9 protein-coding genes and 1 pseudogene are annotated in these 15,286 nt (G+C 61.7%); 4 read left to right on the forward strand and 6 right to left on the reverse strand.

Annotation, left to right across the window (positions count from 1 at the left end):
• Together CNQ84_RS19785 and CNQ84_RS19790 are read right to left on the reverse strand one after the other, a co-directional pair.
• Positions 1-433, reverse strand: a pseudogene (locus tag CNQ84_RS19785) (DinB/UmuC family translesion DNA polymerase); the annotation flags it as partial.
• 94 nt (positions 434-527) lie between these two features.
• Complete coding sequence (locus CNQ84_RS19790; protein WP_096006481.1) at positions 528-1,745, reverse strand: serine hydrolase domain-containing protein; 1,218 nt, start codon at positions 1,743-1,745, stop codon at positions 528-530.
• Between the two features lie 208 nt (positions 1,746-1,953).
• On the opposite strand from CNQ84_RS19790, the gene CNQ84_RS19795 reads away from it, so the two are divergent.
• Entirely contained in the window at positions 1,954-2,331 is a 378-nt protein-coding gene (locus tag CNQ84_RS19795) for a YkgJ family cysteine cluster protein (protein WP_096006482.1), read from the forward strand.
• Between the two features lie 36 nt (positions 2,332-2,367).
• On the opposite strand, the gene CNQ84_RS19800 is transcribed toward CNQ84_RS19795, so the two are convergent.
• Genes CNQ84_RS19800 through CNQ84_RS19810 form a run of 3 tightly spaced genes read right to left on the reverse strand, consistent with a single transcriptional unit; the run spans position 2,368 to position 5,946 of the window.
• Positions 2,368-3,516 (reverse strand): zinc-binding metallopeptidase family protein, encoded by a 1,149-nt coding sequence (locus CNQ84_RS19800; protein WP_407920677.1) that lies wholly within the window; start codon positions 3,514-3,516, stop codon positions 2,368-2,370.
• Positions 3,517-3,531: 15 nt separating this feature from the next.
• A complete protein-coding gene (locus tag CNQ84_RS19805; protein WP_096006484.1) occupies positions 3,532-4,488 on the reverse strand; it encodes an alpha-E domain-containing protein in 957 nt (318 codons plus the stop codon).
• 3 nt (positions 4,489-4,491) lie between these two features.
• A complete protein-coding gene (locus CNQ84_RS19810) occupies positions 4,492-5,946 on the reverse strand; it encodes a circularly permuted type 2 ATP-grasp protein (protein WP_096006485.1) in 1,455 nt (484 codons plus the stop codon).
• A 214-nt stretch (positions 5,947-6,160) separates the two neighbouring features.
• On the opposite strand from CNQ84_RS19810, the gene CNQ84_RS19815 reads away from it, so the two are divergent.
• From CNQ84_RS19815 to CNQ84_RS19825, 3 genes are read left to right on the forward strand one after another with little or no spacing between them, the layout of a single operon-like run.
• Positions 6,161-9,481 carry a transglutaminase family protein gene (locus CNQ84_RS19815; protein ID WP_096006486.1) on the forward strand — a complete coding sequence of 1,107 codons (3,321 nt, stop codon included), beginning with the start codon at positions 6,161-6,163 and terminating at the stop codon, positions 9,479-9,481.
• 55 nt (positions 9,482-9,536) lie between these two features.
• The gene (locus tag CNQ84_RS19820; protein WP_096006487.1) at positions 9,537-12,122 is read left to right on the forward strand and encodes a circularly permuted type 2 ATP-grasp protein; all 2,586 of its coding nucleotides are present in this window, start codon (positions 9,537-9,539) and stop codon (positions 12,120-12,122) included.
• Between the two features lie 10 nt (positions 12,123-12,132).
• Complete coding sequence (locus CNQ84_RS19825) at positions 12,133-13,017, forward strand: transglutaminase family protein (RefSeq protein ID WP_096006489.1); 885 nt, start codon at positions 12,133-12,135, stop codon at positions 13,015-13,017.
• A 258-nt stretch (positions 13,018-13,275) separates the two neighbouring features.
• Here the strand turns inward: CNQ84_RS19825 and CNQ84_RS19830 are convergent, their stop codons facing one another.
• Positions 13,276-14,940 carry an electron transfer flavoprotein-ubiquinone oxidoreductase gene (locus CNQ84_RS19830; RefSeq protein WP_096006488.1) on the reverse strand — a complete coding sequence of 555 codons (1,665 nt, stop codon included), beginning with the start codon at positions 14,938-14,940 and terminating at the stop codon, positions 13,276-13,278.
• Between the last annotated feature and the right edge of the window lie 346 nt (positions 14,941-15,286).

Below are 15,286 nucleotides of genomic sequence, written 5' to 3' on the forward strand. Positions count from 1 at the left end.
CCCCCCCCCAGCGCCCATTGATCTGATCCAGCACCCCCATCACGCGCGCAGCCGTTGCTGGCTGCACCTCCGCAAACAGATACTCCGTAAACTCGCCCGGCTGCCGTAGATCCATCAGCAGGATCTCGGCTTTGGCATACGCATACCCTGTGCGATAGATCTGCTCCAGCCCGGCCAGGGCGGTGTGGATGACCAGGCGGGTGTCGTCTGTGGGGTAGGGCAGCTCGCACCCAATGCCCTTGGCGAACTTGGGTTCATCTTGGTTGAACATGCCGGTGCGGATGCTTATCCGCACCTTTTTGCAGTGGGAGCCCTGGGTGCGCAGCTTCTCGCAGGCGCGGGTGGCGTAGCTGGCCACGGCTTCGCGCACCTGCTCAATGTTGTGGATGCGCTGGCCAAATGAGCGGCTGCTACAGATCACCTGCTTGGGTGGATACCGCCTTCCAACTTCGTGCGCAATGGCCAATGGGGGATCGAGGGACTTACCTGATTTGAGTACGCCATAGGCGATACTCAGCCTTCAAACCTCAATCCACCAACGCCCCATTCACAATCGCCCGCAACTCCTGCCTTACCGGATAACTCGACGACGGAATCAGCTGGGTCATAAACACCATCAGCAGGTCCTCGACTGGATCAACGAAGAAGTTGGTGCTGGCCATGCCGCCCCAGCCGTACTCGCCGATGGAGCCGTTGGTCTGCGACTTGGCGACGTCGATCTTGACCGAGAAACCCAGACCGAAACCGCTGCCGTCGTAGGGTGTTTCGCTGAAGGAGCCGACGGATACACCGGGCAGGTCCTGGTTGCCGGGCAGGTGGTTCATGCGCATGAATTCGAGCGTCTTGCGGCCGATGATACGGGCGCCGTCCAGCTCGCCGCCGTTGGCCAGCGCCTGGGCAAAGCGGTAGTAATCGTCGATGGTGGAGACCAGGCCGCCACCGCCCGACAGATAGCCGTGGGCCTTGCTGAAGCTGGAGTCCTGCGGGTCGTCCTGCAGGCTGAAGCTGCCACCGGGCTGGAACTGATAGCAGGCGGCAAAGCGCGGGAGCTTGTCGGCGGGTACGGTGAAGAAGGTGTCGACCATGCCCAGTGGGGCGAAGATATGACGCTGGAAGTACTCATCCAGCGTCAGGCCGGATAGCACTTGCACCAGGTAGCCGCAGACGTCGGTAGCCACTGAGTAGTTCCAGGCGGTGCCGGGAGAAAACTCGAGCGGCAGCCTGGCAAGATCGTCGATCAGGCGATCCAGGGTCAGGCCGGGGCCGCCGTCGAGCTTGAGGCTGCGGTAGGCGGCGTCGACGTTGGTGCGGTTCATGAAGCCGTAGGTCAGGCCCGACTGGTGGGTGAGCAAGTCACGAATGGTCATGGGCCGCTCGCAGGCGGTGGTCAGGATCTGCGGATAGACGCCGGTCTTGTAGACGCGCAGGTTGCTCCAGCTGGGGATGTACTTGTGCACCGGGTCATCGAGTAGAAAGCGACCCTGCTCGTACAGCTGCATCAGGGCGATGGAGGTGATCGGCTTGGTCATGGAATAGATGCGGAAGAGGGTGTCGCGCTCTACCGGCAGGCCGCGCTCTACGTCGCGCAGGCCCTGGGCATGGCAGTAGACCAGTTCACCGCGCCGGGCAACCAGCGTCAGGGCGCCAGGCAGCTTGCCAGCGTCTATGTAGGCTGATTGCAGGTGGCTGCCAATGTGTGAAATCCGTTCCAGATCGACGCCGGCGATGCAGTTGCTTTGGGCCATAAGTGAAGTATCCCTCGTGTGCGTGAATCCCCGATAGTAGCCTGCCAGACCCGCTGACAGAAGGCACCAGCGATGGCAAATGGCGTGTCATGCGGAGGTGTGATGGCGGTTACAAAATAAAGTCGGGTTTGCCGCGTGAGACCTCTTGTGCGGCGGCGCGGCGCGGAGTAAAAAACGCGCACCGTAGCGGCCTGAGGATTGCGATGAAATGAGCGACCATTCGCCCTGTCTGAACTGCGGCGCCTGTTGCGCCACATTCAGGGTGTCTTTTTACTGGGGAGAAACTGATAGCGCCCCAGGGGGTGACGTACCCACCCAGCTGACTGAACAATTAACGCCTTACCGTGCCTGCATGCAGGGCACCAATCAGCCCAAACCTCGTTGTGTGGGGCTGCTGGGCACGGTCGGTGAGGGCGTGCGCTGCAGTATTTACGAGCAGCGCCCCAGCCCGTGTCGGGAGTTTCCCTATCATGGCGAAAACGGCCAGGACAGCCCGGAATGTCAGCGCGCCAGAGCCGCTCACGGCTTGCCCCCGCTGCCATCCAATCCGACGCGTCCGCGGCTGATCCCGACGATCGCTGCCTGATCTGGGTTGCCGCACGCCGCAGCGGCGTGCGGCGTCTCAGGCCGCACTGGTGCGAGCGCTGCTGTCGGCAATCAGAGCATGCACCAGATACAGCTTGCGCAGACTGTCTATATTCAGCACAAACGGATAAATATCGGTTTGCCCCATGCTGCGCGCCAGCACGTTGAGTACGCTGCTGAGTTGCACCCAGCGATTGCAGAAATCCAGAAAAGCCTCGCGTTCGTCCTGCCCCAGCGGCAGTGGTGGCAGTTGACTGCTGTCAAAGGGTTCGACCTGCATGGCCAGACTGCCGGGCTGAATGCCGAAATCCAGCGCCGCATTCAGGGTGTCAGTCATGTGCAGGTAGTGCGCCCAGGTTTCGGCCCAATCCTCCCAGGGGTGGGCGCTCGCGTATTGACTGATGAAATGCTGCTGCCAGTCACGCACGGGCTGTTCATAGTGCGTCTTCAATGCTGCCTGATAGTCAGCACGCTCATCACCGAACAGCTCGCGAAAGGGGGTCAGCCAGTCGCTGTTCTGCACCAGTCGATCCCAGTAGTAGTGGCCGCTCTCATGGCGGAAGTGCCCAAGCAGGGTGCGGTAAGGTTCGTGCAGTTGCTGGCGACGCTGCTCGCGGTTGGCCGGATCGGCTTCGGCCAGATCCAGGGTGATCTCACCGGCCATGTGTCCGGTGGTGATCGGCGGACCGCCCGGCAGTTGGCGCAACAGGTGAAAACCCAGGCCATGTTCCGGGTCCAGTCGACGTGGCACCACGGATAGCCCCAGCAGCACCAGTTGGGCAACCAGCCGGCGCTTGGCCTGTTCGACCTGAAGCCACAGGGCATCGCTGTCGGGTTGGCTAAGGTCGGGTATGGTCAGATTTAGCTCGCAGGCCAGACACAGGCTGGCGTCGCTGTCAGCCGGAATCAACCAGTTGCACTGCGCGGCGCTGGTGCGATTAGCGCAGCAGCGCACGCGGCGCGGTTCGGCGGCGCGGGTGCGGTAGTGCTCGGCGTCTGCTTCCAGTGCCAGCAGTTGGCCCTGATCCGGCAGATAACCCAGCTCGGCACCGCAGCGTACGCAATGGGTGTTGTCGAAGAATATTGGCTGACCGCAGCTGCAGCGCTGCAGCAAGCCATTGGGGTGGTAATCGAACAGCTGTTGTCCGCGACTGCGTTGCAGCAGTTGCTCGAAATAACTCAAGATGCCTCCTGTGCCCGCTCAACTGCTGCCTTGCAGTTGCTCCGGGCTGGCGAAATAGGTTTGGCTGATGGCCGCGTGCAGTTCGTCAAAGTCGATTTGAATCTCGTCGACAAAGGCGTGCAGCTCGTCGGGCTCGGCGGCCAGCAGGGCGACGTCCGGCTTGCTCAGGTCTCGCCGGCAGGTTTCGACCTCCTGCAGAGCCAGTTCGTGCCGCGGCAAGGTTTGCAGGGCATTGGCCAGGCGCTCCATGCAGCAGGCCACGCTACGCGGGAACAGCCGGTCCTGCAGCAGGAAGCTAAGCACATCCGGTCCGCGAATGCGCAAGCGCACATGCTGGCGGTACATCTGGTAGCCGCTCAGTGACTTGAGCACGCTCATCCACTGCAGGGTCTCAAAGGGCTTGAGGTCTTCATCGCTGCGCGGCAGCAGGTTGGCCGAGCGCACATCGATAATGCGGGTGGTCATGTCGGCGCGCTCCAGTTGGCGGCCCAGCATCAGGAACGAGCGTACCTGGGTATAGCTCAGGATGCCTTCGATCAAGCCGTTGACCGTTTGGCAACTGCGGATAACGCGGCCGAGAAAGGCGTCGCGGCGTCGCGGAGTGATGCCTGAACCTACCTGCTCCTTGACGCTCAGGTACAGCTGATTGACTTCTTCCCAGATCTCCCGGGGGATGACGTCGCGGGTGGTGCGCAGGTTTTCCCGGGCGGCGGCCAGTGAGCTGAGGATGGAGCCGGAGTAGCGACGGTCACCGCACATGAACGACAGTACGCTGGCTTCGTCGCGGGTCGGATACAGCTCATCGAACAGGGCATCATTGCCGGTAATGGCGATGATCTCGGCCCAGCCGAGCTTGGTCGAGCGGGGCAGATCGAGCAACAGGTGGCTGGTGACGCTCAGCAGGCGTGCGGTATCTTCGGCGCGCTCCAGATAGCGGGCCATCCAGTAGGTGTTTTCGGCTACACGTGAAAGCATGATTCAGTTCCCTGCCAGGTCAACGATCCAGGTGTCTTTGCTGCCGCCGCCCTGCGAGGAGTTGACGACCAGCGAACCCTTGGTGAGCGCGACCCGGGTCAGGCCGCCGGTAGTAACCCAGGTGGATTCTCCAGACAGGATGAAGGGCCGCAGATCGACGTGGCGCGGCTCCATGCTGTTGCCGCACAAGGTGGGCGAGGTAGACAGGCTCAGCGTGGGTTGGGCCATGTAGTTGCGCGGGTCGGCCTTGATCAGCTCGGCAAAGGTGTCGCGCTCTTTCTTGGTGGCGTGCGGGCCGATCAGCATGCCATAGCCGCCAGACTCGTTGGCCGGCTTGACCACCAGCGTGTCGAGATTGTCCAGCACGTACTTGCGGTCCTCCTCAAACATGCACAGGTAGCTGGGCACGTTGGGCAGCAGTGGCTGTTCGCCGAGGTAGTACTCGATGATCTTGGGCACGAAGGCGTAGATCACCTTGTCGTCGGCCACCCCGGCGCCCGGTGCGTTGGCCAGCGCTACGTTGCCCTTGCGCCAGGCGCGCATCAGGCCGTGGACGCCGAGCATGGAATCGGGATTGAACACCTCGGGGTCGATGAACATGTCGTCGACCCGGCGGTAGATCACATCCACGCGCGCCAGACCGTCAATCCTGCGCATGTAGACGCAATCATCGTCGCCCACCACCAGGTCGCTGCCCTCGACCAGCTGCACGCCCATCTGCTGCGCCAGGTAGGAGTGCTCGTAGTAGGCGGAGTTGTAGATGCCGGGGGTCAGGATGACGATGCTCGGATCATCGCCGGGACGCGGCGAGAGCGAGGCCAGCATGTCGTAGAGCTGGGCGGTGTAGTCGTCGACCGGCTGGATCAGGCCGTTGGCGAACAGATCGGGCATGACCCGTTTGGTGACGTTGCGGTTCTCCAGCATGTAGGAGACGCCCGAGGGAACGCGCAGGTTGTCTTCCAGCACGTACAGTGTGCCGTCCTTGTCGCGCACCAGGTCGGAGCCGCAGATATGCGCCCAGACGTTGTGCGGAGTGGAAATGCCGACGCACTGCGGGCGGAAGTTGACCGACTGGGCCAGTACCTCCCTGGGTACCACGCCGTCCTTGACGATCTTCTGGTCATGGTACAAATCATCGATAAACATGTTCAGCGCCTGAACGCGCTGCTTGAGGCCCGCATCGGTCTTTTGCCATTCGGCCAGCGGAATGATGCGCGGCACGATATCGAACGGCCACGCCCGATCGATCATGTTGCCTTCGGTGTAGACGGTAAAGGTGATGCCCATCAGTTGGATGGCCACCTCGGCGGCGGTCTTGTGCTCGGCCAGCTCGCGGGCGTCGAGATTGGCGAGATACTGGCATAACAGCTCGGCCTCCGCGCGGGGCTGTCCGGGTGCCTTGATGAGTTCGTCGTAAAAGCCCTTCGAAGTGTAATCGTCCCAGTTTACTTTACTCATTCAGCTACTCTGTTCGCCAGGGGAAGGTTGGTGTGCAGCCTGCAATTGCCATACCAGATGCACTGGATCGGGGCATGCCTGTTCCGTGCTGGTATCGGTCGGCAACGAAGATTGTCACCCACCTGTGTTAAGGGTTAAGTATCGTCGAGCCTTGGCACAGCCATTGCTTCTACCGTTGCGGGCACTGCCGCACACTTGATCGGGATCATTTGTCATGACCATCCGCGTAGCACTCAGGCACCAGACCACCTACGACTTCGACAAACCGGTTGCGCTCTCGCCGCACCTGGTGCGCCTGCGTCCGGCGCCGCACTGCCGTACGCCGATCGATGCCTATAGCCTCAAGATTAGCGGAGGCGAGTACTTCATCAACTGGCAGCAGGATCCTTTTGGCAATCACGTCGCCCGTTTGGTGTTTCCGGAGAAGATGCGCCACCTGTCGATCGAGGTTGAACTGGTTGCCCCGATGACCGTTATCAACCCCTTTGATTTCTTTGTCGAAGAGTACGCAGAACAGTTCCCCTTTGATTATCAGGACGGGCTGCGCAAGGAGCTGGCACCCTATCTGGAAAGCCCGAAACCCGGGCCGTTGCTGAGCGAGTGGCTGACCTCCGTCAGCCGCGAGAAATGCTCGATCACTGATTTTCTGGTCGCCCTGAACCAGCGTCTGGCCAATGACATTACTTACGGCATCCGTATGGAACCGGGCGTGCAAACGCCGGAGCAGACATTGGAGCTGGCCAGCGGTTCGTGCCGTGACTCGGCCTGGCTGCTGGTGCACATCTGCCGTCAACTGGGGCTGGCTGCCCGTTTTGTCTCGGGTTACCTGATCCAGTTGACCGCCGACGTCAAGGCGCTGGACGGGCCTTCCGGCACGGAAACCGACTTCACCGACCTGCATGCCTGGACCGAGGTATTCGTGCCGGGTGCCGGCTGGATCGGGCTGGACCCGACCTCGGGTCTGTTGGCGGGGGAAGGGCACATGCCGCTGGCGGCCACCGCTGAGCCCTCCAGTGCCGCACCCATTACCGGGGCAAGTGATCCCTGCGAAGTGACCTTTCACTTTGATATGAGCGTTGAACGGGTGCAGGAAGACCCGCGCGTGACCAAACCATACACGGATACCGAATGGGCCGAGATTCTGGCGCTGGGTGAGGCCGTAGACACGCGCCTGGATGAGTTGGACGTGCGTCTGACCATGGGCGGTGAGCCGACCTTTGTGTCCATCGATGACATGGATGCACCAGAATGGACCATCGCTGCGCAGGGGCCGACCAAAAGAGGGCTTTCCGAGCGGCTGCTGCGGCGCTTGCGTCCGCATTTTGCGCCGCATTCGCTGATCCACTACCAACAGGGTAAATGGTATCCGGGTGAGCCTCTGCCACGTTGGGCGCTGGCTTGCTATTGGCGTCGTGATGGCAAGCCAGTGTGGCAGGACGATCGCTGGCTGGCTGATGTGGACCGCGATTACGGAGCCGATGAGCACAGCGCCAAACGCTTTGCCGAGGTGCTGATGCGCCGCCTGGGGGTGCCGACCAAGTATTTGCTGCCCTGTTTTGAAGATGCCTACTACTACCTCTGGCTGGAGCGTACCCAGCCGATCGACGTTGACCTGCGTGGTGAAGACCTGCAGGACGACGACAATCGCCTGCGTCTTGCGCGCCTGCTTGAGCGAGGCCTCGACCGTACCGTGGGCTACACGTTGCCGCTGACCCGGGCGGAGGAGGGGGGCTGGGTCAGCGGTGACTGGCCGCTGCGGCGTGAGCAGCTCTATCTGGTGCCGGGGGACTCGCCCATGGGCCTGCGTCTGCCGTTGTCATCGTTGCCGATTGCGCGCCGTGAAGAGGCGCAGCCGTTGTCGCTGTTCGATGAAGCCGCGGCACTACCTGACTTGAACGGTGAGGTGGCCAGCCGCTACAGCGCTGTGCACAGCGCCCGGCATGACGGCATGCACCACATGGCCGCCGGGCAGGACTGGCAGGAACAACTGCCCGAGTTGAGCGAGGGTGGTGTTATCGGCACTGCGCTGTGCATCGAGCCGCGTGACGGCAAGTTGTTTGTGTTTATGCCGCCGCTTACCCGGCTGGAGCCCTACCTCGAGCTGCTGGCCTGTATCGAGCACACCGCTGCCGAGCTGAACATGCCGGTCTGCATCGAGGGGTATGCGCCGCCGTCGGACAACCGTATCGAGAAATTCATGATTACCCCGGACCCGGGGGTCATCGAGGTCAACATCATGCCCGCAGCCAGCTGGCCGGAGCTGGTACGCAACACGGAAATCCTCTATGAGGAAGCGCGCCAGACCCGACTGGGCACCGAGAAATTCATGCTCGATGGTCGTCATACCGGTACCGGCGGCGGCAACCACGTGACCCTAGGCGGCCGTACTCCGGCGCAATCGCCGTTCCTGCGGCGCCCGGATCTGCTGGCCAGCATGCTGACCTACTGGCAGCATCACCCGAGCCTGTCCTACCTGTTCTCCGGCATGTTCATCGGCCCGACCAGTCAGGCACCCCGGGTGGATGAGGCCCGGTATGAAGCGCTGTACGAGCTGGAGATCGCGCTGTCGCAGATGCCCGAGGGCGAGGTGCCACAGCCTTGGCTGGTGGATCGGCTGGTGCGCAACCTGCTGACCGATATCACCGGCAACACCCACCGCGCCGAGTTCTGTGTCGACAAGATGTACTCGCCGGACAGCGCAACCGGGCGTCTTGGCCTGCTGGAATTGCGCGGTTTTGAAATGCCGCCGCACGCGCGAATGAGCCTGATGCAGCAATTGCTGATTCGCGCCCTGGTGGCGCGCTTCTTTGCCAAGCCCTACCGGCAGCCCCTGGCGCGCTGGGGTACCGCGCTGCACGACAAATGGATGATGCCGCATTATCTGTGGCGCGATCTGTGCGATGTGCTGGCCGATTTGCGTGAGCATGGGTTCGACTTTGCCGAGGACTGGTTCGCTCCCTTCCTGGAGTTCCGCTTTCCGCATGCCGGGGAGGTGCAGTATGGCGACACCCGTATCACCCTGCGGCAGGCCATCGAGCCTTGGCATGTGCTGGGCGAGGAGGTCAGTGGTGGCGGCACGGCGCGTTACGTCGACTCGTCGGTGGAACGGCTGGAGGTCAAGCTGCAGGATTACAACCCGGCACGGCATGTGCTTACCTGCAACGGCTATCGCGTGCCGCTGCAGCCGACCGGCGTGGCCGGTGAGGCGGTGGCTGCTGTGCGCTATCGTGCCTGGCAGCCGCCGTCGGCCCTGCACCCGACCATCGCCGTGCAGGCACCGCTGGTGTTCGATCTGGTGGACAGCTGGAATGAGCGCTCGGTGGGCGGCTGCACGTACCACGTAGTGCATCCGGCCGGGCGTAACTTCGAGCGTTTCCCGGTTAACGCCAACGAAGCCGAAGCGCGACGCATGGCGCGTTTCTGGGCCTACGGCCATACCCAGGGCGAGATCAGTGAGATTCAGCAAGCGCCGGGTCAGGAGTATCCGCATACCCTCGATCTGCGGCGCGCCGGGGTACGCAGTCCTGGTTTATAATCGACGGCTACATACATCAGGCTGCTGATTCTCAGCCGTCACCGGGAAGCGCTGCATGCAACAAGCTGTGAATCTGGGATCTGCCGTCAAGGCCATCCTTGGGGAGTATCCGGGATATGCCGGGCACGACGAGTTGCTGGGCGAGGATCAGCAGCCGCGCGCGCCTTGGCAGGCGCTGTTGGAGGACGTCGCGCAGCTCGGCCCCGAGGTGCTGGCTGGCCGCTGGGAAGAAACCCAGAATCTGCTGCATGAGAACGGCGTTACCTTCAACCCGTATGAAGATGACCCCGGGCAGCTGCGTTCCTGGCAGCTGGACTGCATGCCCTGGGTGGTCGGCACCCAGGAGTGGGACGAGCTGGAGGCGGGCCTGCGCCAGCGCAGTCGGTTGCTGGAACACATCCTTGATGACCTCTACGGTGCTCGCCGGATCATCAGCGAAGGCCTGCTGCCGCCCGAGCTGATTTTCACGCATCCCGGGTTTCTGTTTTCCGCCGCCGACGATCCGCCACAGGTGGAGCGGCCGCTGCTGATCTTCCACGGCACCGACCTGGTACGGGACAGCGAGGGCGGCTGGCAGGTGCTGGCCGACTGGACTCAGTCGCCAGCCGGCGCCGGTTATGCGCTGGAAAACCGCATTACCCTGGCCCGCGCACTGCCCAGTATCTACCGCGAAGCGCCGATCAAGCGCCTGGCCGGGTTCCTGCAGGCCCAGCATCGCTGTCTCGCCAGTCTGGCCAACGGGCAGCGAGAGCAGCCCAACATCGTGCTGCTATCGCCGGGGCCGGGCAGTCCCGGGTATTTCGAGCACGCCTGGCTGGCCAACTACATGAACTTTTCGCTGGTCGAGGGTGATGACCTGGTAGTGCGCGATGGGCAGGTAGCCATGCGCACCCTGGGTGGCCTGAAACAGGTGGATGTGATCCTGCGCCAGATCAACGATCCCTGGTGTGATCCGCTGGAGCTGCGTCCGGATTCGCTACTGGGGGTGCCCGGTTTGCTGCAGGCTGCCCGCTGCGGCAACGTCCACATCGCTAATGCGCTGGGCGCCGGTATTCTGGAGCACCCAGGGCTCTCAGCTTTCTTGCCAGCGCTGTGTCAGGCGCTGCTGGGCGAGAAGCTGTTGCTGCCATGCCGAGAAACCCTCTGGTGTGGCGACGCGCGCTCGCTGGAGCAGGTCAAATCCGAGATAGATGGCTGGATTCTGCGTGATATCAGCAAGCCGGGGCGCCTCTATCATGCAGATCAAATGGGCCTCGAGGCGCTGCGCGATCTGCGCATCAGCATGGAACGGCATCCTTATCTGTTTACTGCTCAGCGGCCGGTCGAAGCCTCGGTGACCCCGGGCTTCAATCCGCAGACCGGCACGCTGGAACGGCAAAGTGCGACCCTGCGTTTTTTCAGTCTGGTCGAACCGGATGATCTGGCCAAGCCGGTCAATGAGCGCAATTACCGCGTCATGCCTGGCGGCCTGGCCTGGGTGGGGGAACCTGGCGCGCCGCTGATGAAGAGCCGGCTGGTCAAGGATATCTGGGTCATGGCGCCGGTGCCGCAGCCGCACATCAGCCTGTTGCGACAGGCGCTGGGGCCGATTGTCGTGACCCGCGACGGCAAGGATCTGCCATGCCGGGTGGCAGAAAGTCTGTTCTGGATGGGCCGCTACGGTGAGCGCCTGGACACCCGCGGGCGCCTGCTGCGCGAGGCGCTGGCCCGGCTGCTGCAGGATGAGCGCCCGGAAACGGGCTCGCAGCTGATGCCGGATCTTCTGCGCGCGCTGGAGATACCACTGGAGCCGGCCGACCTCGAAGGGGAGGCGCCGAGCAACAGCCGTTTTTCGCGCGAGTACATCGCCATTCGAGATCGCCTGCTGCAGATGTTTGCCGATGACCTGCCAGACGGCTTGCCGGTGCTGTTCGGGCACTTTGTGCGTAACAGTCGGGCGGTGCGAGACCACCTTGGGGACGACACCTGGCGCGCCATCAATAGCCTGCGGCAGCACTTCAACAGCATGTCACGGGCGCGTGGCGTGGTCGTCGGTCAGCGGCACCTGGAGGCCATGGTGCTGGATCTGGCGGCATTTTTCGGCCTGTGTAACGAGACTATGCCGCACCACTACGGCTGGCGCTTCCTTGATATCGGGCGTTTTCTGGAGCGTGCCATCGGCTCGCTGGAGTTGCTCAAGCTCGCGCTGCTGACCGCAGACGAGCCGGGTATTCCGCTGTGGGAGGTGGTGCTGGCCACAACCGATAACCTCACCGTCTATCGCCGCCGCTATCGCTCGCAGCTGCATCCGCTGGCGATTCTCGACTTGCTGCTGTTTGATGAGGCCAACCCGCGCTCCATTGGTTACATGCTCAAGCGCCTGGGTTCGCAGATTGCCAAGCTGCCTTCACCAGGCAGCTCTCCGTACCGCAACCAGGAGCAGCGACTGATTATCCAGGCTACCAGCGCGTTGCATCTGGTCGACATTGAAACCCTGTCGGATCTGGAAGGTTCTGTCTCGGCGCGCCACGCGTTGAACGAACTGCTGGATCAGCTGATTCAACCGATGGCGGAGTTGTCCAACGCCATCACCCACAGTCATTTCAGTCATGTTGAGGCGCCTCGCCAGCTGGTCAGCATGCACTTCAGCGGCCAGGCCTGAGAGGTTTTTGGTGAAATATCTTTTGCGCCACAGTACCCGTTATCAGTACAGCGGTCCGGCCAGCCTGAGCCAGAACGAGGCGCGCATCCTGCCCCGCGTGCTGCCCTGGCAGGAGTGCAGCAACAGCCAGCTGGAGATCAGCCCGCGCCCTGACCGCATGCGTGAGCGCACCGACTTTTTTGGCAATCGGGTGGTGTACTTCTCCATCGAATCGCTGCACGACAGCCTGGACGTCAGCGTCAGCAGCGAAATCACCACCCATCCACGGCCGCTCGCCGACTTCTTCTCGGGCATTGCCTGGGAGCAAGCGGTGCTGGAGTTGCGGCAGGACCCGCGCCAGACCAATCGCGATTGCCTGGATGCCCGGCTGTATGTGCTCAGCTCACCCTTTGTCTATCAGAGCGCCGAGCTGGCCGAGTTTGCCCGCAGCAGCTTCACGCCGGGCCGCAACCTGATTGATGCGGTGCTGGAGCTGAACACCCGGATCTTTACCGAGTTCACCTACGACCCTGAGTTCACCACCGTCGCCACCCCGCTGCAGGACGTACTGGCCAGCAAGCGAGGTGTCTGTCAGGACTTCGCCCACCTGGCCATCGGCTGCCTGCGCTCGCTGGGCCTTGCAGCCCGTTATGTCAGCGGCTACATGGAAACCCTGCCGCCGCCGGGCCAGGAGAAACTCCTCGGCGCAGACGCCACCCACGCCTGGCTGGCGGTCTACGTGCCCGGTTGGGGCTGGCTGGAGATTGACCCGACCAACGGCTGCGTGCCCGATGAACGCTATATCGTGCTCGGCTGGGGACGCGACTTTGCCGATGTCACACCGCTCAAGGGCGTGATGACCGGCGGTGGGGAGCATGTGTTGAGTGTGGCGGTGGATGTGTTGCCGCAGGCCTAGAAGAAGCGGCAAGCCGCAAGCTTCAAGCTGCAAGAGAGAACCCGTGCGGTTACGAATCGCGTGGGTTTTCTTTTGGCGGCGCATGGAAACAAATAGCGTTAAGACGCAGTTATCGGCGCACCCACAGAACTCAGCCTGATTACGCTTTCAGCGTGCGGACACAAAAAAACCCGGCCGGAGCCGGGTTTACTTGCCGCTTGCCGCTTGAGGCTTGAGGCTTGCAGCTTGCAGCTTGCAGCTGTAGCGCGCGTTAGCGCGTTACATGTTGGGATAGTTCGGGCCACCAGTCCCTTCGGGCGCGATCCAGTTGATGTTCTGGGCCGGGTCCTTGATGTCACAGGTTTTGCAGTGTACGCAGTTCTGCGCGTTGATCTGGAAGCGCTTCTCGCCGTCGTCCTGAGTGACCACCTCGTACACGCCAGCCGGGCAATAGCGCTGTGCCGGCTCGTCGTACAGCGGCAGGTTCTTCTCCAGCGGAATGCTCGGGTCTTTCAGCGTCAGGTGGATCGGCTGGTCTTCTTCATGGTTGGTGTTGGACATGAAGACAGAAGACAGCTTGTCGAAGCTCAGCACGCCATCGGGTTTCGGATAGTCGATCTTGGTCGCTTCGGAGGCTTTCTTCAGGCAAGCGTAATCCGGCTTGGTGTCGTGCAGGGTGACCGGGATCTTGCCGCCGAACCAGTTCTGGTCGATGTAGTTGAACGCGCCGCCGAACAGCGGGCCGAACTTGTGAATCGCCGGGCCGAAGTTACGGGCTGCGAACAGCTCGTCGTACAGCCAGCTGGACTTGAAGTTGTCGACGTAACCGGTCAGCTCGTCGCCGCCTTCACGCCCGGCTTTCAGCGCTTCGACTACAGCTTCACCTGCCAGCATGCCGGATTTCATGGCAGTGTGGCTGCCCTTGATCTTGGCGAAGTTCAGGGTGCCCAGATCGCAACCGATCAGTGCGCCGCCCGGGAAGACCATTTTCGGCAGGGAGTTGATGCCGCCTTTGCAGATGGCGCGAGCGCCGTAGGCAACGCGCTTGCCGCCTTCCAGGTACTGCTTGATCACCGGGTGGTGCTTGTAGCGCTGGAACTCGTCGAACGGCGACAGGTGCGGGTTGGAGTAGGACAGATCGATGATCAGACCAACGACAACCTGGTTGTTCTCGATGTGGTACAGGAATGAGCCACCGGTGTTTTCGGTGCCGACGATATCCAGCGGCCAGCCAGCGGTGTGAACCACCAGACCCTGTTCGTGCTTGGCCGGGTCGATGTCCCAGATTTCCTTGATGCCGATACCGTAGTGCTGGGCGTCAGCTTCGGAGTCCAGGTTGTAACGCTTGATCAGCTGCTTGCCAATGTGGCCGCGGCAGCCTTCGGCGAACAGGGTGTATTTGGCGCGCAGTTCCATACCCGGGGTATAGAAGCCGTCTTTCGGGTTGCCTTCACGGTCGACACCCAGGTCACCGGTCAGAATGCCGCGCACAACGCCGTTTTCGTCAATCAGCGCTTCCTGAGCGGCAAAGCCCGGATACACCTCGACGCCCAGACCTTCGGCCTGTTCGGCCAGCCAGCGGCAGAGGTTACCCAGGGAGATGATGTAGTTGCCATGGTTGTGCATGGTCTTGGGTACGATAGCGTCGGGCAGCTTGGTCGACTTGTCTGCGCTGGTGAGCATATAGATGTCATCGCGCTTGACCTCGGTATTCAGCGGAGCACCCATCTCTTTCCAGTCGGGGAAGAGCTCTTCCAGGGCGCGCGGCTCGAATACTGCACCGGAGAGAATGTGGGCGCCGACTTCGGAGCCTTTTTCTACGACACAGACGCTGATTTCCTGCTCGGCTTCAGCGGCTTGCTTTTTGATTTGGCATGCAGCTGCCAGGCCAGAGGGGCCGGCACCTACGATGACAACGTCAAACTCCATGAATTCGCGTTCCACAATTTATCTCCTAACTCAAGGCCCGTCACATGTAATTGGATTCTTTGATGATCTTCCGTGATCCATTGAGCCGCGCAGTATAACAGCCCGTTTTTTGCGCTCCAACGCAAAGATGGCGTTTTGGCCCTTTATTGGACCTTTTGTCGAATTGCTCCTATTGACCGCCTGTGCTTGGAAAGTCATGATAAAGAGCTTTTGAACGACGGGCCCGCTTTAGTCTTATTGTGAACGTTTTTTTATTTCTGGTCACTATTTGTTCGGGCTTTGTTTTGGCTACACATTGAATGAGGCAACCATGAAGGTACTTGTAGCGGTTAAGCGAGTCGTTGATTACAACGTCAAGGTT

This window comes from Pseudomonas abyssi (assembly GCF_002307495.1).
Taxonomy (GTDB): domain Bacteria; phylum Pseudomonadota; class Gammaproteobacteria; order Pseudomonadales; family Pseudomonadaceae; genus Halopseudomonas; species Halopseudomonas abyssi.

What these genes read in the sequence shown, in the direction of transcription:
- CNQ84_RS19790 (WP_096006481.1), bottom strand. Translation starts at nt 1,745, where the DNA reads ATGGCCCAAAGCAACTGCATCGCCGGCGTCGATCTGGAACGGATTTCA.
- CNQ84_RS19795 (WP_096006482.1), top strand. Translation starts at nt 1,954, where the DNA reads ATGAGCGACCATTCGCCCTGTCTGAACTGCGGCGCCTGTTGCGCCACA.
- CNQ84_RS19805 (WP_096006484.1), bottom strand. Translation starts at nt 4,488, where the DNA reads ATGCTTTCACGTGTAGCCGAAAACACCTACTGGATGGCCCGCTATCTG.
- CNQ84_RS19810 (WP_096006485.1), bottom strand. Translation starts at nt 5,946, where the DNA reads ATGAGTAAAGTAAACTGGGACGATTACACTTCGAAGGGCTTTTACGAC.
- CNQ84_RS19815 (WP_096006486.1), top strand. Translation starts at nt 6,161, where the DNA reads ATGACCATCCGCGTAGCACTCAGGCACCAGACCACCTACGACTTCGAC.
- CNQ84_RS19820 (WP_096006487.1), top strand. Translation starts at nt 9,537, where the DNA reads ATGCAACAAGCTGTGAATCTGGGATCTGCCGTCAAGGCCATCCTTGGG.